This window comes from Natrinema gari JCM 14663, assembly GCF_000337175.1.
Classification (GTDB): domain Archaea; phylum Halobacteriota; class Halobacteria; order Halobacteriales; family Natrialbaceae; genus Natrinema; species Natrinema gari.
Genome location: NZ_AOIJ01000049.1, coordinates 212,123 through 226,394 on the forward strand (window position 1 = coordinate 212,123; position 14,272 = coordinate 226,394).

General features: G+C 63.8%; 12 protein-coding genes, 2 tRNA genes, 2 rRNA genes and 2 pseudogenes. 9 read left to right on the forward strand and 9 right to left on the reverse strand.

The genetic code is table 11. The features are described from left to right. Positions 1–239 precede the first annotated feature (239 nt). The 4 genes from C486_RS09780 (at position 240) to yciH (ending at position 5,054) form a co-directional block, all read left to right on the forward strand. Entirely contained in the window at positions 240–1,217 is a 978-nt protein-coding gene (locus tag C486_RS09780; RefSeq protein WP_008455611.1) for an AAA family ATPase, read from the forward strand. Next, positions 1,214–2,290, forward strand: coding sequence for a DUF58 domain-containing protein (locus C486_RS09785; protein ID WP_008455613.1), 1,077 nt, complete (start codon positions 1,214–1,216; stop codon positions 2,288–2,290). Before C486_RS09780 ends, C486_RS09785 begins: the two co-directional genes overlap by 4 nt. Then, positions 2,287–4,596: a transglutaminase TgpA family protein gene (locus C486_RS09790; RefSeq protein ID WP_008455615.1), complete on the forward strand. Its 2,310-nt coding sequence runs from the start codon at positions 2,287–2,289 to the stop codon at positions 4,594–4,596. The genes C486_RS09785 and C486_RS09790 overlap by 4 nt, the downstream gene beginning before the upstream one ends. Before the next feature lie 164 nt (positions 4,597–4,760). Beyond that, positions 4,761–5,054 (forward strand): stress response translation initiation inhibitor YciH, encoded by a 294-nt coding sequence (yciH, locus tag C486_RS09795; RefSeq protein ID WP_006183677.1) that lies wholly within the window; start codon positions 4,761–4,763, stop codon positions 5,052–5,054. A gap of 139 nt (positions 5,055–5,193) precedes the next feature. Here yciH and C486_RS09800 read toward each other — a convergent pair whose 3' ends face one another. After that, the gene (locus tag C486_RS09800; protein ID WP_008455621.1) at positions 5,194–5,559 is read right to left on the reverse strand and encodes a rhodanese-like domain-containing protein; all 366 of its coding nucleotides are present in this window, start codon (positions 5,557–5,559) and stop codon (positions 5,194–5,196) included. Between the two features lie 156 nt (positions 5,560–5,715). On the opposite strand from C486_RS09800, the gene C486_RS09805 reads away from it, so the two are divergent. Beyond that, positions 5,716–5,967, forward strand: a complete 252-nt coding sequence (locus tag C486_RS09805; protein ID WP_008455622.1) for a PLDc N-terminal domain-containing protein — start codon at positions 5,716–5,718, stop codon at positions 5,965–5,967. A 44-nt stretch (positions 5,968–6,011) separates the two neighbouring features. On the opposite strand, the gene C486_RS09810 is transcribed toward C486_RS09805, so the two are convergent. The 5 genes and pseudogenes from C486_RS09810 to C486_RS09830 all read right to left on the reverse strand — a co-directional run. After that, the gene (locus C486_RS09810) at positions 6,012–6,590 is read right to left on the reverse strand and encodes an NUDIX hydrolase (RefSeq protein WP_008455623.1); all 579 of its coding nucleotides are present in this window, start codon (positions 6,588–6,590) and stop codon (positions 6,012–6,014) included. Positions 6,591–6,680: 90 nt separating this feature from the next. Next, entirely contained in the window at positions 6,681–7,100 is a 420-nt protein-coding gene (locus C486_RS09815) for a DUF5809 family protein (protein WP_008455624.1), read from the reverse strand. Positions 7,101–7,125: 25 nt separating this feature from the next. Next, a complete protein-coding gene (locus C486_RS09820) occupies positions 7,126–7,590 on the reverse strand; it encodes a DUF5810 domain-containing protein (protein WP_008455625.1) in 465 nt (154 codons plus the stop codon). Positions 7,591–7,634: 44 nt separating this feature from the next. Beyond that, positions 7,635–8,108, reverse strand: coding sequence for a ribosomal protein S18-alanine N-acetyltransferase (gene rimI, locus C486_RS09825; RefSeq protein WP_008455626.1), 474 nt, complete (start codon positions 8,106–8,108; stop codon positions 7,635–7,637). Positions 8,109–8,257: 149 nt separating this feature from the next. Then, positions 8,258–8,515 (reverse strand): annotated as a pseudogene (locus tag C486_RS09830) (DUF6360 family protein); the annotation flags it as partial. 595 nt (positions 8,516–9,110) lie between these two features. Here C486_RS09830 and C486_RS21675 point away from each other — a divergent pair. The 4 genes and pseudogenes from C486_RS21675 (at position 9,111) to C486_RS22815 (ending at position 11,973) form a co-directional block, all read left to right on the forward strand. Continuing rightward, positions 9,111–9,251 carry a hypothetical protein gene (locus tag C486_RS21675; RefSeq protein ID WP_008455629.1) on the forward strand — a complete coding sequence of 47 codons (141 nt, stop codon included), beginning with the start codon at positions 9,111–9,113 and terminating at the stop codon, positions 9,249–9,251. A gap of 57 nt (positions 9,252–9,308) precedes the next feature. Continuing rightward, positions 9,309–10,004 (forward strand): DUF7119 family protein, encoded by a 696-nt coding sequence (locus C486_RS09835; RefSeq protein WP_008455630.1) that lies wholly within the window; start codon positions 9,309–9,311, stop codon positions 10,002–10,004. An 80-nt stretch (positions 10,005–10,084) separates the two neighbouring features. Continuing rightward, positions 10,085–10,158: transfer RNA gene (locus tag C486_RS09840), tRNA-Lys, on the forward strand. 1,014 nt (positions 10,159–11,172) lie between these two features. Then, a pseudogene (locus tag C486_RS22815) lies at positions 11,173–11,973 on the forward strand (SWIM zinc finger family protein). Between the two features lie 589 nt (positions 11,974–12,562). Here the strand turns inward: C486_RS22815 and C486_RS09850 are convergent. The 3 genes from C486_RS09850 to C486_RS21910 all read right to left on the reverse strand — a co-directional run. Then, a tRNA-Cys gene (locus C486_RS09850) sits at positions 12,563–12,638 on the reverse strand. 120 nt (positions 12,639–12,758) lie between these two features. Beyond that, positions 12,759–12,880 (reverse strand): 5S ribosomal RNA (gene rrf / locus C486_RS09855). A gap of 164 nt (positions 12,881–13,044) precedes the next feature. Then, positions 13,045–14,272: ribosomal RNA gene (locus C486_RS21910) — 23S ribosomal RNA — on the reverse strand; the annotation flags it as partial.

Genomic DNA, 14,272 nt, shown 5'->3' on the forward strand with positions numbered 1-14,272 from the left:
CGTTTTCCGATTACTTCGCCGGTAGCGGCGGCGCTGTCGTGCCGAACGCGTGTTTCTCGGTGAGTCCGGCGACTCGAGACGGGAGAGCGATACGAGCGCCACCCCGTTCAGTTCGTACAGTGTGTGCCGATACGTCTCGCGGCACCAATGTTTCAGATGACACAAAACATATGTCCGGGAGCCTCTGATGACGTAGTAATGAACGGTTCGCCCGGGTCCCCGCCAACCGTTTCGAGACTATGACTGATGCCAACCCGACTCCGGAACGGAGTACCGACCCGCCGGCCGACGGTGCCCTCCGAATTTCGACCGTCGAACGGCTCTGCGAAGAGATCGAAACGAACGTCTCGAACGTGATCGTCGGTCACGACGAGGTGATCGAGCACGTCATCACTGCCGTCCTCGGGCGCGGCCACGTCCTCCTCGACGACGTGCCCGGCGTCGGGAAGACCATGCTGGCCCGCTCGATCGCGACGTCCGTCGACTGTACGTTCAGTCGCGTCCAGTTTACCCCCGATCTCCTCCCGAGCGATGTCACCGGCGTGAACGTCTTCAATCAACAGACCCGCGAATTCGAGTTCCAGTCCGGCCCCGTCTTCGGCAACATCGTGTTGGGTGACGAGATCAACCGCGCCCCGCCGAAGACGCAGGCGGCGCTGCTCGAGGCCATGGAGGAAGAACAGGTCACCACCGACGGCACGACGCGCGACCTCCCGACGCCCTTTACCGTGATCGCGACCCAGAACGCCGTCGAGCCGAACCGGACCTACGACCTCCCCTTCGCCGAGGTCGATCGCTTCATGAAGAAACTCCATCTCGGCTACCCCTCCCCCGACGAGGAGGCCGAACTGCTCGGCCGGACGGTCGGCGACCATCCCATCGACTCCCTCGAAGCGGTCACCGACCGCGAGACCCTCGTCGCCGCCCGGGAAACCGTCTCGACGGTACAGGTCGCGGCCCCCATCCGAACGTACGCGGCACGGCTCGCAGCCTACACCCGCGAACACGCCCACATCGGCGTCAGTCCCCGCGGAACGATTTCGCTGCTCCGGGCGGCACAGGCCCGCGCCGTCACGAACGGCCGGGACTACGCGATTCCGGACGACGTGCAGACCGAAGCGCCGGTCGTGCTGAGCCACCGGATCAAGACGGACGGCCGCGACCGCGACGGCACCGCGGTCGTCGAGGACGCACTCGAGCGCGTGCCCGTCGAATGAGGCTCACCCGTCGCGGTTGGATCGTCGTCGCCGTCGCGCTCGCGGCTGTCACGTTGAGCTGGCGGTTCGGCCCGCGAGCACTGAACGCCGTCGTCGTCCCGCTCGTCGTCGCGTTGCTGGCCGGCGTGGTCACGGTCAGTCGCACCGACCGCCCCAACGTCGTCCGTCGCCCCGTCAAGGAGGGGTTCATCGGCGAGCAACGAACAGTCGAGATCACGATCGAAACCGACGGGACCGCCGCGGCGACCGTCCGCGATGCCGTCGGCGACGGGCTCTCGGCCACCACGGATCCGCGTACGGAAACGACCCTCACGGGCGAGGAGACGATCACCTACGACGTGCGACTCGAGGCACGGGGGAACCGCCGGATCGGGCCGCTCTCGATCGCCGTCACCGATATCGTCGGTCTCGTCGAGCGACGGTTCGAGTACGAGGAGACGACGCCGGTCGTCGTCTATCCACGCGTCCGGGATCTGGGCGGCGGACCCGCCGTCGATATACAGACGCTCGCCAGCGTCGCGAATCGACACGTCGACGAGGAGTTCGACCACCTCCGGGAGTACCACCGAGGAGATCCGCTTCGCGACGTCCACTGGAAGACCGCGGCCAAGCGACCCGACGACGAGTTGATCGTCACGGAGTACGCGACCGACGGGGACGCCGGGACCGTCACCGTCGCCGCCGAGTGTCTGACAGACAGCGACGACGAGATGGCGTCGGCCGCCGCCACCGTCGCGACCTTCCTCCTTGAGCAGGGCGCGACGGTAGCGGTCACGGTCCCGGACGGAACGCGACCGCCGGGCACGGGGAGCGCACACCACCGTGACATACTACAGCTACTGGCCGTCGCCGATCCCGGCGAACTCGCGGACCGAACCCGGCGGGACGCGGACGTACTGGTCCGCACTGACGGGGACGGGACGACGGTCGTCGTCGACGACCGCGAGATTCCGTTCGCCCGGCTCCGCGGCCGCGGCCGAACGGATGGTCGGAGACGAACCGACAGGAACCGAACCGCAAACGACGGCCGAGGCGATCGCGAGACCGGCGGACAGCCGGGGATGACCGCATGAGTACGGAATCGTCCAGTCATACCGGGCAGCGAACGGTCTCGGTTGGAACCGATCGGCTCGTCGGCACCGGCGGCGTCCGTCTCCTCGCGCTCGCCTGCATACTCGTCCTGACGGGGTCGTACGTCGCCGTGCTGTACGACATCACGCAGGTCGTCGGCGGCAGCCGCTCGCTGTTCGCACTCGTCGGGCTCATGCTGCTCGCAGCGACGGTACTCGCCCGCGTGATCCGCCCTCGAACGGCGGGCGTGCTGGCGCTGTCGGCGGCCGGAGTCGGATTCGCCTACTATCTCACGTCGGCGGGCGTCGAACTCGGCGTCGTCTTCTCGAGCACCGATGCGCTCCTGTCGGACACCGTCGCGCTGGCGACCGGCCTGCCGCTGCTCCGGATGGTGCAGGCCGGCATCTGGACGCTCGGGTTCGCGCCCGCGCCCGTCTTCCTCTCGTGGTATCTCGCCGTCCGCGGGCGGTACGGACTCGGCGTCATTCCCGGCGGGGCCGCGCTTGGCTTCCTCGTCCTGACCGGCGATGCGGGGACGATCGTCACGCTGACCGGTATCCTCGCCGCCATCGGCGCGATCGCCTTCGGCGACCTCGAGCGGCGGGGCGGGCCGATCGGGCAGGCGGACCTGCTCGCGGTCCTGTTCGCGGTGATCATCGCACTCTCGCTGTCGGTGACCGTCGTCCCCGGCCAGCCGACCGGGCCGACCCATCTCGTCCAGGGGGAACCGGGCACGCTCGAGGCGACGCTCGACTCCGCGCCCCAGCGATCGGGGATCTCGGGCCAGGTCGACCTCTCGCCGGAGGTGCGGTTCACCGTCGAATCCGATCAGGGTACCTACTGGCGAACCGGGATTTACGATCGGTTTACCGGCGATGAGTGGATCCGAACGGGCCAGAGCCACCGGTACGACGGCCGGCTCTCGGACCCGCCCGGGACCTACGACACCGTCGAACAGACCGTTACCGCCGAAACGAGACTCGGTGTCATGCCCGTCACACCGCAGCCGCTGTCCGTCGACGGCGACGTGACCCGGGACACGACCGTCTCCAGACACGGCCAGCCGCGGCCCGAAGCGCCGCTCGAACAGGGGGACAGCTACACGGTCGAGAGCGCAGTCATCGACGCGAGCCCGGCCGAACTCCGGAACGCGGGCACGGACTACCCCGACGAGATTACCGGGCGCTACCTCCAGCAGCCGGAAGACTCCTCGGGCGAGTTCGCCGAACGGACCTCCGAGATCACGGCTGGCACCGACGATCCGTACGAGACGGCGACCGCGATCGAGCGCCACCTCCGTACTTCGAAGGACTACTCGCTCGAGGTCTCACAGCCCGCCGGCAATGTCGCCGAGGGGTTCCTGCTGGAGATGGACGAAGGGTACTGCGTCTACTTCGCGACGACGATGACGCAGATGCTTCGCGAGGAAGGGATTCCGGCCCGCTACGTCACCGGCTACACGACCGGCCAGCAGATCGGCGAGGACGAGTACGTCGTCCGCGGACTCGACGCCCACTCCTGGGTCGAGGTCTACTTCCCCGACCATGGCTGGGTCACGTTCGACCCGACGCCGGGTGGCGGGCGCGCCGACGTGCACACTGACCGCCTCCAGGAGGCGCGGGCGAACGGCAACGAGGCCGCGGACACCGAGGACAGCGAGGACGTCCCGATCGACGACGGGGACGGGAGCGAGTCGCCCGACTCCGATCCCGCCGGTCCGGACGACCCACCGTCCGATCCGGCCCCGCCGAACGAAACGGAACCGGGCAACGGACCGACCGACGACCCGGGTGCTAACGGCACGGACAACGGGACCGACCCGACCGACACCGGAGCTCCCGCGGGCAGCGGGACGAGCGAGACAGATGAGACGCTTTCCGAATGGCTCGTCACCGTCGTCCGGGAGACGGGTGCGATCGGACTCGTCTTCCTCGTCGGGCTCGCCGCGGGCGCACACCGAACCGGCGCGGCGACGCGCCTCCGTCGGGGGGTCGGGCTCTACTGGCACGGGTTCCGGGCGGACCCCGACCGCGACGCCGAACGCGCCTTCGACCGACTCGAGGGACTCCTCGCGCGCCGGTACCGGCCGCGCCGTCCGTCGGAATCGGCCCGCACGTATGTCACGTCCCTCTCGGCGACGGACGCGGACGACGCGGATGCGCTCGATCCGCGGGTCTGGCGCGTCCTCGAGTACTACCAACGGGCGACGTACGGCGACGGCGTCAGCCGCTCCGAGGCCGACGAGGCGATCGCGACCGTCGACGACCTCGCCCGCGACCAGTTGCCGCTCGTCGGTCGGCTTCGCTGATACGACGGCCCGTCTCGAACGAAACGAATCCGGTCAGCGGCTGTTCGCGTTCGGTCAGTCTCACCGTTGGGACGGGTCATCCCGCTGCGCACTGAAAAAGAACCATGCGAAGGCATGCGGTTCCCGATAGTGTTTAATATGCCCGTTTCATACCTACGAACGTAATGTCGGAAGTCTGCTCGACGTGCGGGCTGCCCCAAGAACTCTGCGTCTGTGAAGACGTGGCCAAGGGCCAACAGCAACTCAACATCCGCATTGACGAGCGCAGATACGGGAAAGAGGTAACGATCGTCGAAGGATTCGATCCGAAGGACGTCGATCTGGACAGTCTCTCGTCGGATCTCAAGTCCAAATTCGCCTGCGGTGGGACTGTCGAGGACGACCAGATCGAACTCCAAGGGAACCACACCGGCCGCATCGAAGAGTTCCTTCGGGACCGCGGCTTCAACGTCGCCTAATGCCCGCGATGCTCTGAGACGACTTCCGAACCCACGACCGCGTCGCGTTCTTCGATCCGCTTTTTTCGACCGTCGACTCCTCAGTCACATCACCGCTCCCTGAGATGTCGGCTTCGAGCGACTGCGACCCGAGCGCGGATCAGAACGGCGACTCGCGGTCGGCCGCTTCGTCCTCGGCGTCCGCCTCGCGAACGAGCCCGAACTTCATCCCGTACTTGTCGAGCCCGCCCGCCATGCTCTCGACGCGCGCGTCGGCAGCCCCCTCGTAGGACCCGATGAGCTGTGCGGCCTGGACGCTCGCCTTGCCATGGGGACAGACGGTGACGATGTGGTCTTCCCCCTCGAGTTCGTCGACACGGTCCGTGAGTTCGTGGAAAGGAATGTTCTCGCTGCCGGGAATGTGGCTGTGCTCGAAATTTCGTTCGTCCCGGATGTCGACGATGCGAACGTCCGCATCAGCCTCGAGGAGTTCCTTGACCTCGTCCGTGGAGATTTCGCCGTCCATTACCGTGCGGTTGCGCGTCGACGCGAATAAGAACAGGGGTTCAGGTCCGGGAGCCGGAGCAGTGGCGATTCGGCCGTAAACCGGGTTCGGTCGATAGATCATGGCTGGATGGTCAGAACGGAAAACATATACGTGAGTTGTCGTAATTTCCCGGTAATGGTCCCACTGACTGCCCTCTTTCCGATGCAAGTCGCTGGCGGCGGAATACTGCTCGTCGTCCTGCTACTATTCGTTATCCAGATCGGTGCGCTGGTGTGGGTGTACTTCGATGCACAAACGAACAGCCCGCATAGTGCAGTGCTCTGGACGCTCGTCGTTTTCTTCGGCGGACTTCTGGGTCTGTTGCTCTATGTCCTCCTTGGAAGAGAAAAGCAGCGGGGGCGTTCGAGTCACCAGACACAGTTCTAGAACGACCGGGCACCGAATCCGCGGACCCGCGTCCCCCACGCTGCTCAGAGCAGGCCGTCTTCCGTCGCGAGCAACAGCCCAGACAGCGTCGCGTCGTTCGTCGGCTGCTCGCGAGCGCGCTCGAGCGCCTCGCTCACCGGCACCGTCGTCACCTCGAGGAACTCGTTGCTGTCGAGTTCCCGATCGCCCGGCTCGAGCCCCTCGGCGTAGACGATGGCGCGGTCGTGGCGCAAAACGCCGGTCGCGACCGCGTACTCCTGTAGCAGGGCCGTACTCGACGGTCGGAAGCCGGTCTCCTCCTCGAGTTCGCGCGTTGCCGCCTGCGTATACGACTCGCCGTCCTCGACGATTCCCGCCGGGAGTTCGAGGTGGGTCTCGCGGATCGTTGGTCGGTACTGTTCAACGAACAGGAGCCGATCGTCGGCGGTCTCGTCGCCGTCCACATCCTCGAGCACGCTGCCGTCGATCCGCGCGACTACGACGACCGCGGCCGGCAGTTCCGCCCAGTAGTATCGCTTCTCCGTTCCGTCGGGCTGTTCGAGCAGGTCGTAGCCGCCGTCGTACCAGCCCGTCTCGTACTCGGTCCGTTCCTCGAGCAAGTCCCACTCGTCGGGTGCAGTCATCGCATCCCACTGTGGGCTCGACGCGGTAATAGGTGGCCGTTTGTCCGACGCTCGTGCTGGGCACCGATCGCTCGAGCGAGTCGGGTGTAGTTACGAGCGATCGACGAGGTCCCGATACAACCGACCGAACGCCTGTCGGCGAAGCGTCGCCACCGCCGCGTCCGCCTCGTTCTGGAAGGTCGCCGCGACGGCCTCGCCGTCCGGCCCCGCGTGCCAGACGACGCGGTCGACGTTCTCGTGACCGACCGTCGTCACCGCGCCGTCGTAGGTTTGACACCAGTCGTCGAACTCCTCGCGGCTCCCGACCCGTACCTCCAGTAAGTTCGCGAACAGCGCATCTCGAGCCGTCTCGACGACATCGCCGGTGACACGTTCGTCGTACTCCTCGCGGTCGAAGTCCATCGCCTTCGCGACCTCGCGGACGACCGTCTGGGCCGCCGGGCCGACCGACTCGTACTGTGTGCGTGCCTCGTCGACCGAGTCGAAGGTGAACGTCCCCACCGTGTGCATACCCGGCTAGTCGGGCGACCGGCAGTTACGCGTTTTCGTTCCCGTCGGGACCGTCGTCCGTCTCCTCGGCGGCGGCGTTCGATGCCGATTCGTCTCCCTCGTCGGCACGCCCGTCGCTCGCGGCCTGCATTTCGCGAGTGAGCGCCGCGGCCTCCCGGAGCACGCTCTCGGTTTCGGCGGTCATCGATCCGCGGCCGGGCTGGCGGCTCTGCCGGGCGATCCCCTCCTCGAGCGAGTCGGGACGGCCGGGTTCGTGTCCGTGATCGTGGTGGTGGTCGGGGTCCTCGAACGCGGGCGTCTCGATCTCAGCCGCGTGCGGGCTGACGATCTCGCCGAGTTCCTCGGGACTGCAGTCTCCCCAGTCGGGAGCGCGTTCCTCGAGCCACTCGCGGTGGTCCTCACGACCGAGCGACGCGGTGATCGCGAGGTGGTTCGCGAGATGAACCGCGTCGGCCTCCTCGGCATCACAGACCGGACAGGCGTATCCCATAGGGGAGGGTACCGGCTGCGAACGGTAAAACGTCCCGCAACTGACTATCCGAGCTTCCGAATCATCACGATCGCGTCCTCGCCGTTGGCGTAGTACGCCGGCACTCGGCGGAGCGGATCGAAATCGAACTCCCGATAGAGGCGTTTCGCTCCGTCGTTCGAGCGCCGCACCTCGAGTTTGACGGTGCCCGCGCCGTGGGCCGCGAGTACGCCGAGCGAACGGGAGAGCAGCGTCGACCCGATCCCGTCGCCGCGATAGTCCGGATGGACGGCGATGTCCTTGACGTGGCCCAGCGCACGGCCGATCTGCTGGGTGACGTCGGCGACGACGTAGCCGGCGATCACGCCGTCGGTCTCGGCGACGAGAAAGGCCGGCTCGCCGAGGAACCGCTCGAACGCGTCGTAGGGCCAGGGCTGTGGAAACGACTCGTTCTCGATACGGACGACCGCGAGCAAATCCGCACGCTCCGCGGGTCGAACCGTCACTTCGTCGCCGGCATCCGGCACGGGCGTTGTCACACGCGGGGATTACGCGCCGAACAGTAAAAGCCGTACGCGTCCCGGCAGCGCTCCCTCGAGGACAGAGCCGCACGTCCGTCCGGGCCGGACGAACGGGGCGCAGCGGCTGGGATCGATCTGCTCGTCGCTCCCCCAGTCGGTCGTAACTCGTCCCCGGCGTCTTCGACGCGGTCGGCATGTGTCTCGAGATCCGCGGCGAGCGCACGCGCCTGGGTCGGCGTCAACTCGCGTTCCGTCATGTGCTTGGGCACGTGTTCCTCGGTGAGGGTGTCGAGTTCGACCTAGAGACGAACCGCGTCGGGATCCTCGGGGTCGGCCGTTGCGTTCACGACGGACTCCCATTCGAAGGGCTCGCCAATCGCTTTCCCTTCGACGTACTCCAGCGTCGTGGACGCGTTGACTGTCATCAATCGGTCGGCATGGCGATTCGATCGTGACGGCCCGCTCATTTATTTGATGGCTGTCGATCGGCCTCGGCGAACATGACGCACAGTCGTCGATGCACGTTACGAAACCGGCGGTTATCACCGGCTGCGGATGGTCGATGTCCCATCTGGGCGGGTCCGATCGAGTGCGTGACGTCCCTGCCGACTCCGAACCACGAACCCGTGTCCGGATCGGTAAACACTCGCCATACGTACCGGCCGTTCTTGCCACCACTATCCCGGAGCGAATCACCCGATCGTTCGGCCGCATGCCGCAGCCACCGGCCCCCGACGAGAGCAACCGATACATCGATCACTGGCCGGCGACGGTCGACACCTCTCGCTCGAGTCCCACCTGCAGCCGCTCGTCTGCCAGTCGGTACCGGTCGTCCCTGGCTCCGTCCTACCGACTCCGATCGGTCGCGTGCCGTCCGTTTCCATTCGCTCTCTTGAACGATCGGACGTCTCAACCGGCAGTCCCGTCGGAGATAGCGGCATAATACACCCATAAGACAGAGCACGGGTATCGTTTGCAGCCGAAGCGATACTTATCCCGACGGGGTTCGAATAGTCACTAATGACTGAGACGGCCGACTGCAACCCGGAGCCGGGCGAGCAGGACGCGGAGGAACGCGACGACGCCCACCTCGACGATCTCGAAGAGGGAGCCGGCTGTACGGAAATCTGGGAGCACCTCGCCGAGCAACGCGACGAGTGAGACGAGAATTTCGCCCCGGCAGCGACCTTTTTGATGCCGACCCCCGTATGCAGGTGCATGACCGATAACCGGCCCGGTGATCGTTCGGACCACCGTGGCGAGAACGGTCGATCGATACCGACGGACCGTGAATCACCCGTCGGTACACCAGTTATCCGGGGCGATGAATCGGTCGCCGGGACCCGTGCCCGCGAGGCCGTCCAGTTCGATCCCGACGACCCCGAGAGCCTCGCTGACGCCGCCGCAACCGTTCGCGAGTTCGCCGTCGACACCACCAACGACGATCAGCTCTATATGCTCCGCGGTGCAGCCGCCTGCGCCGCCCTCGTCCGCGGAGAAGGCTCCTACAAGGCCGCCGCGGAACGCGCTGGCGGCGACGCCACCGTCTCCGTTATCCGGAAGTGGGCTCGCGTCCACGATCTCCCGCGACCGGTCCGCAAGCAGGTCGCGATCGGCCGGATCGCCCCGACCGCCGCCAAGCATATCGCCCGCGTCGGCGGCGAAGCACGACTCCTCCTCGCATGGGCCATCCTCGATGGCAATCTCACCGTCCGTGACGTCCGCAGCGTCGCCAGTGCCATCAACGACGGCACTCCTATCGACCACGCCCTCGCCGACCACGACGTCACCCTCGGCCAACTCGAGCTCATCCTCTCGCCGTCGACCTATCGCGATCTCCGTCGGCGTGCCTCGATAGAGGGCGTCGAACCCGGTGCTATCGTTACCGATGCGCTCGAACAGTACTTCGAATGAGCTGTCCTCGGGATAGTTCCCCGTTCGCGTGAGGACAGAAAGAAACGTTTAACCGCTCCTCCCCAAAAAGGGAAACCACAGGGCCGGTAGCTCAGTCTGGCAGAGCGTCTGGCTTTTAACCAGACGGTCGCGTGTTCAAATCGCGCCCGGCCCGCTTTCCTATCGCACCCGAACTCGGACGCGACTCGTCTCGGAACCGGCGTGATCCGTTCCACGAGAAGTCGCGTGCGGCTCACTGATTTGGACGGCTTTTGATCGACATTCACGCTCGAGAACCCGAAGGCGACGGGACCGTCTGGACGAGCACTCACAATACGGGGAACCACGAGGGTCGACTTGAGTCGCCTGGGAAACGCATCGACCTTCCGACTTCCTCGAAGCGCACGCCGAGGACCTCGGCCCGCTCGAGCGAGACAGCACACTGTCGAGTCCCGTCCTCGTGTGGGCGCTCGTGTTCGGCTTCGCCGCAAGCGAGGGCAGAGCGGTGAAGTCAACTCATCCACCGCGCGAACATGGAACAAGATGGCGAATCCAACGTGGAGCTACCGACAGCATTCAGTCCAACCACACCCTCACCGTCACCGAGCGCCTCGGTAACCTCGAGATAGCTGGGAGCATCGTCGGCCAGCCAGAGTAGCCCCTTCGGATCGGCGTTCGGGACATCTGGCCCTCGATGTCAGTCCGGTCGATCTCTGCAGAGCTATCAACCTCTGGCAGCAGGCGGGTTTCGGTTCGCTCATCACCGGTGGTCCTGGGCCTAATACCTGCGGCCTCTGCATCGACTGCAGGACGTTCCGTGGTATACTCGACATCGGACGAGCGCGCCGCCACAGTGAGATTGGCGACCGATCATGCCACTCTCGTTAGCTGCTGCTATCGCGGACTGTGATTCCCGATGCCTCTCGAAAGTCGTAGAAAGATACGTCCTGGACACCGTTCGTGACGACTGGACGTTGGTATACGCCAAGGGCTCGAGTTACGGCAGTGGTTCATATAGTACGAGGGTTGAGACGAGGTAAATTACGGAAGAGAGCCGTATCTCAAGCCAAGAGACAGCACAATCCGAGAGCACGGCACTACTGGTACGGGCATGGCGGTTGACTGTGGAGGAGACCATCCACACGACGAGGGAACAAAACGACCTCGGGTCCATAGTACTCCTCGACGGATGACCATCGACGAACGACCCATCCGAAATCTGTGTCCTGATTCCGTGTTCGAGCGAGGGCAGAAATACCGCAACGGGGACATATCCAGCGAATCGAACAGTTCGATGACATCGTCACCGCCGTCGTACAGGGGTCGTCTCAATACGACGTGACCGTCGAACGGGGGCGAAAAGACCATCGACGCCCGGTGTCCGTGTCCCTACGATGGCGCTGGCGAGTGCAAACACGTTGTCGCGGTGTTGCTGGATATTGCCGCCGGCACACCTCGAGACGAGAGCGAACGTGTGGAAACAGTACTGCAAAACGCCTCAGTTGACGACCTCCGGGCATTCCTCCGCGACGTATTCGCCGAACACCCAGATTTCCGTGATCAGTTCCTCGCACGCTTTGGCGACACCGGCAAATCTGTCGAAAAGTATCGCGGCGAAATCGAGCAACTGTTTAACCGACACACAAAGCACTATCCAGTCGTTACCGACGCCATCGACTTCTCACATTTCTTCGAGTTGGCTGAGCGGTACCACGAACGCGAGCGCTACCTAGACGCTGCGGCCGTCTATCGTGCGCTGTTCGAGGAAATCAACGACAACGAAACTCGGATCGACGCTGCGTACGACCACTACGCCAAATCCGTGCAGTCTGCCCTCGACGGATACCTCGAGTGCGTGTTCGCGGCCGATATTGACGAAGACGAGTTCAGGAAGTACATCGGTGTGTTAGAAGATCAAGCGATGTCGGAGCTGCCAGCTAATACCGAGCGGTTCTACCGAGCGATCGATGACCTCGAAGAGCGACGATGACGATCGAGTACCTCGCCCGAAAAATTCGGGGGAACGTCTCCATCCTCGCTGGTCGGGCGCGCTCTACCGAAGGTCTCGACGTCTTCATCGAACAGAATCGACGAAGAGACTGGGGACAAAGTCGAAGGAACGCCTGACGAGAGCCGGTTCTGGGGCCCAGCGATGGCGCTCTCTTCATATACGAGATGTTCGACAACGGTGACTATTTGGATCGCTCCAGAGGACCAGGTTACGCCGCTCTCTCAGCAGTACCGGTGCTCTCAAGGGTCCTCGACCGACTCCTTCCGGATCAGCGGCTAGCTTGCCCCATTCGAAGGCAATCCCGTGTTTTGGTTCCATTTCTACGGGGCGATCCGACGCGACCGATCCATGGTACTGAACGAGCGTGCAACCAGACAGTGGAGGCGGCCCTCTCTCGTGATGTCTCGTTCAGATGAGGATCCAGGAGATCTGAACAAAGACCCTACTGGAGTACAAACGAGTGCCTCCTATCGGCTACTGGTTGCTTCTGGCAGGATCTATAGATGTGGCTGTGGAAAATAAAGAGGTCCAAGAGAAGGTTGTCTTAGGCTTTAGAGAGATATGTGAGAGCCAAGGGCCGGATTTGAACCGGCGGTGGGCGGCTCTGCAGGCCGCTGCGTTCGGCCGGACTCTGCCACCTTGGCGCGTTATATCGTTGTTACTGCGGTCGTTTAAGCGTAGCGGTACGGCACAACTCTTGGGTGAGAGTCACATACGTAGAAAACCCCACACAGCCGATGCTGTGTGGGGTAGTGGAGTATGAGTGGAGGCGGCGAAACGAAGTTCCCAGAGGGTCGCCCACTCCAGTACTAACCGTAACGCAGGCGAGCTTATCTTCCGTGTTCGGGATGGGTACGGGAGGTACCTCGCCGCTATGGCCGCCGTAATGCCGACCAACGGAATCGAACCGTCGTCATGCCAATATCGGTGGCTCTTCAAGACCGTTGTGTACGTGTAGTCCAGTTTGCGTCCGGACCCGTTCTCGCGTCACGGATCCAATGCGATGTAATGTATGAATGTGTGGCTTGGCCAGTTAGTGCTCGCGGGCTCAACACCTCGTTGCCTTGGTGCGTACNGTGGTATCTCTTTTCCAGGTGGGTTTCGAGCTTAGATGCGTTCAGCTCTTACCCCGTGGTGCGTCGCTGCCCGGCACGTGCCCTTTCGGACAGCCGGTACACGAGTGGCACCCATTCGTAGTTCCTCTCGTACTATACGAACGTTCCCGTCAGATACCGTAACCCCCCCAATAGATAGCAGCCGACCTGTCTCACGACGGTCTAAACCCAGCTCACGACCTCCTTTAATAGGCGAACAACCTCACCCTTGCCCGCTTCTGCACGGGCAGGATGGAGGGAACCGACATCGAGGTAGCAAGCCACCCGGTCGATATGTGCTCTTGCGGGTGACGACTCTGTTATCCCTAAGGTAGCTTTTCTGTCAGCAATTGGCCGCATCAAGCAGCCTAATTGGTTCGCTAGACCACGCTTTCGCGTCAGCGTCCGTCGTTGTGCCGGACACTGTCAGACTTCCTTTTGCTCTTGCGCTCTTCCCCGCGTCTCTGACACGGGTGAGGAAATCTTGGGGCGCGCCCGATATCTTTTCAGGCGCGTACCGCCCCAGTCAAACTGCCCGGCTACCAGTGTCCTCCGCCAGGAGTGAGAGTCGCAGTCACCATCGGGTAGTATTTCAATGCTGGCTCGGTGGCCCGCTAGCGCGGGTACCTGTGTANGCCTCCTACCTATGCTGCACAATGGCGACCACGTCTCAGTGACAGCCTGCAGTAAAGCTCTATAGGGTCTTCGCTTCCCCTTGGGGGTCTCCAGACTCCGCACTGGAACGTACAGTTCACCGGGCCCAACGTTGGGACAGTGACGCTCTCGTTGATCCATTCATGCAAGCCGCTACTGAAGCGGCAAGGTACTACGCTACCTTAAGAGGGTCATAGTTACCCCCGCCGTTAACAGGTCCTTCGTCCCCTTGTACGGGGTGTTCAGATACCTGCACTGGGCAGGATTCAGTGACCGTACGAGTCCTTGCGGATTTGCGGTCACCTATGTTGTTACTAGACAGTCGGAGCGTCCGAGTCACTGCGACCTGCCTCTTCGCGAGGCAGGCATCCCTTATTGCGAACGTACGGGACTAACTTGCCGAATTCCCTAACGTCGGTTGCCCCCGACAGACCTTGGCTTTCGCCGCCATGAGTACCTGTGTCGGATCTCGGTACGGACAGTGTGCTCGCCTTTTCACGGGCTCTAGGTTGGCCTGACTTGCGCGATCC

What these genes read in the sequence shown, in the direction of transcription:
- C486_RS09780 (WP_008455611.1), top strand. Translation starts at nt 240, where the DNA reads ATGACTGATGCCAACCCGACTCCGGAACGGAGTACCGACCCGCCGGCC.
- C486_RS09785 (WP_008455613.1), top strand. Translation starts at nt 1,214, where the DNA reads ATGAGGCTCACCCGTCGCGGTTGGATCGTCGTCGCCGTCGCGCTCGCG.
- C486_RS09790 (WP_008455615.1), top strand. Translation starts at nt 2,287, where the DNA reads ATGAGTACGGAATCGTCCAGTCATACCGGGCAGCGAACGGTCTCGGTT.
- yciH (WP_006183677.1), top strand. Translation starts at nt 4,761, where the DNA reads ATGTCGGAAGTCTGCTCGACGTGCGGGCTGCCCCAAGAACTCTGCGTC.
- C486_RS09800 (WP_008455621.1), bottom strand. Translation starts at nt 5,559, where the DNA reads ATGGACGGCGAAATCTCCACGGACGAGGTCAAGGAACTCCTCGAGGCT.
- C486_RS09805 (WP_008455622.1), top strand. Translation starts at nt 5,716, where the DNA reads ATGGTCCCACTGACTGCCCTCTTTCCGATGCAAGTCGCTGGCGGCGGA.
- C486_RS09810 (WP_008455623.1), bottom strand. Translation starts at nt 6,590, where the DNA reads ATGACTGCACCCGACGAGTGGGACTTGCTCGAGGAACGGACCGAGTAC.
- C486_RS09815 (WP_008455624.1), bottom strand. Translation starts at nt 7,100, where the DNA reads ATGCACACGGTGGGGACGTTCACCTTCGACTCGGTCGACGAGGCACGC.
- C486_RS09820 (WP_008455625.1), bottom strand. Translation starts at nt 7,590, where the DNA reads ATGGGATACGCCTGTCCGGTCTGTGATGCCGAGGAGGCCGACGCGGTT.
- C486_RS21675 (WP_008455629.1), top strand. Translation starts at nt 9,111, where the DNA reads ATGACTGAGACGGCCGACTGCAACCCGGAGCCGGGCGAGCAGGACGCG.
- C486_RS09835 (WP_008455630.1), top strand. Translation starts at nt 9,309, where the DNA reads ATGACCGATAACCGGCCCGGTGATCGTTCGGACCACCGTGGCGAGAAC.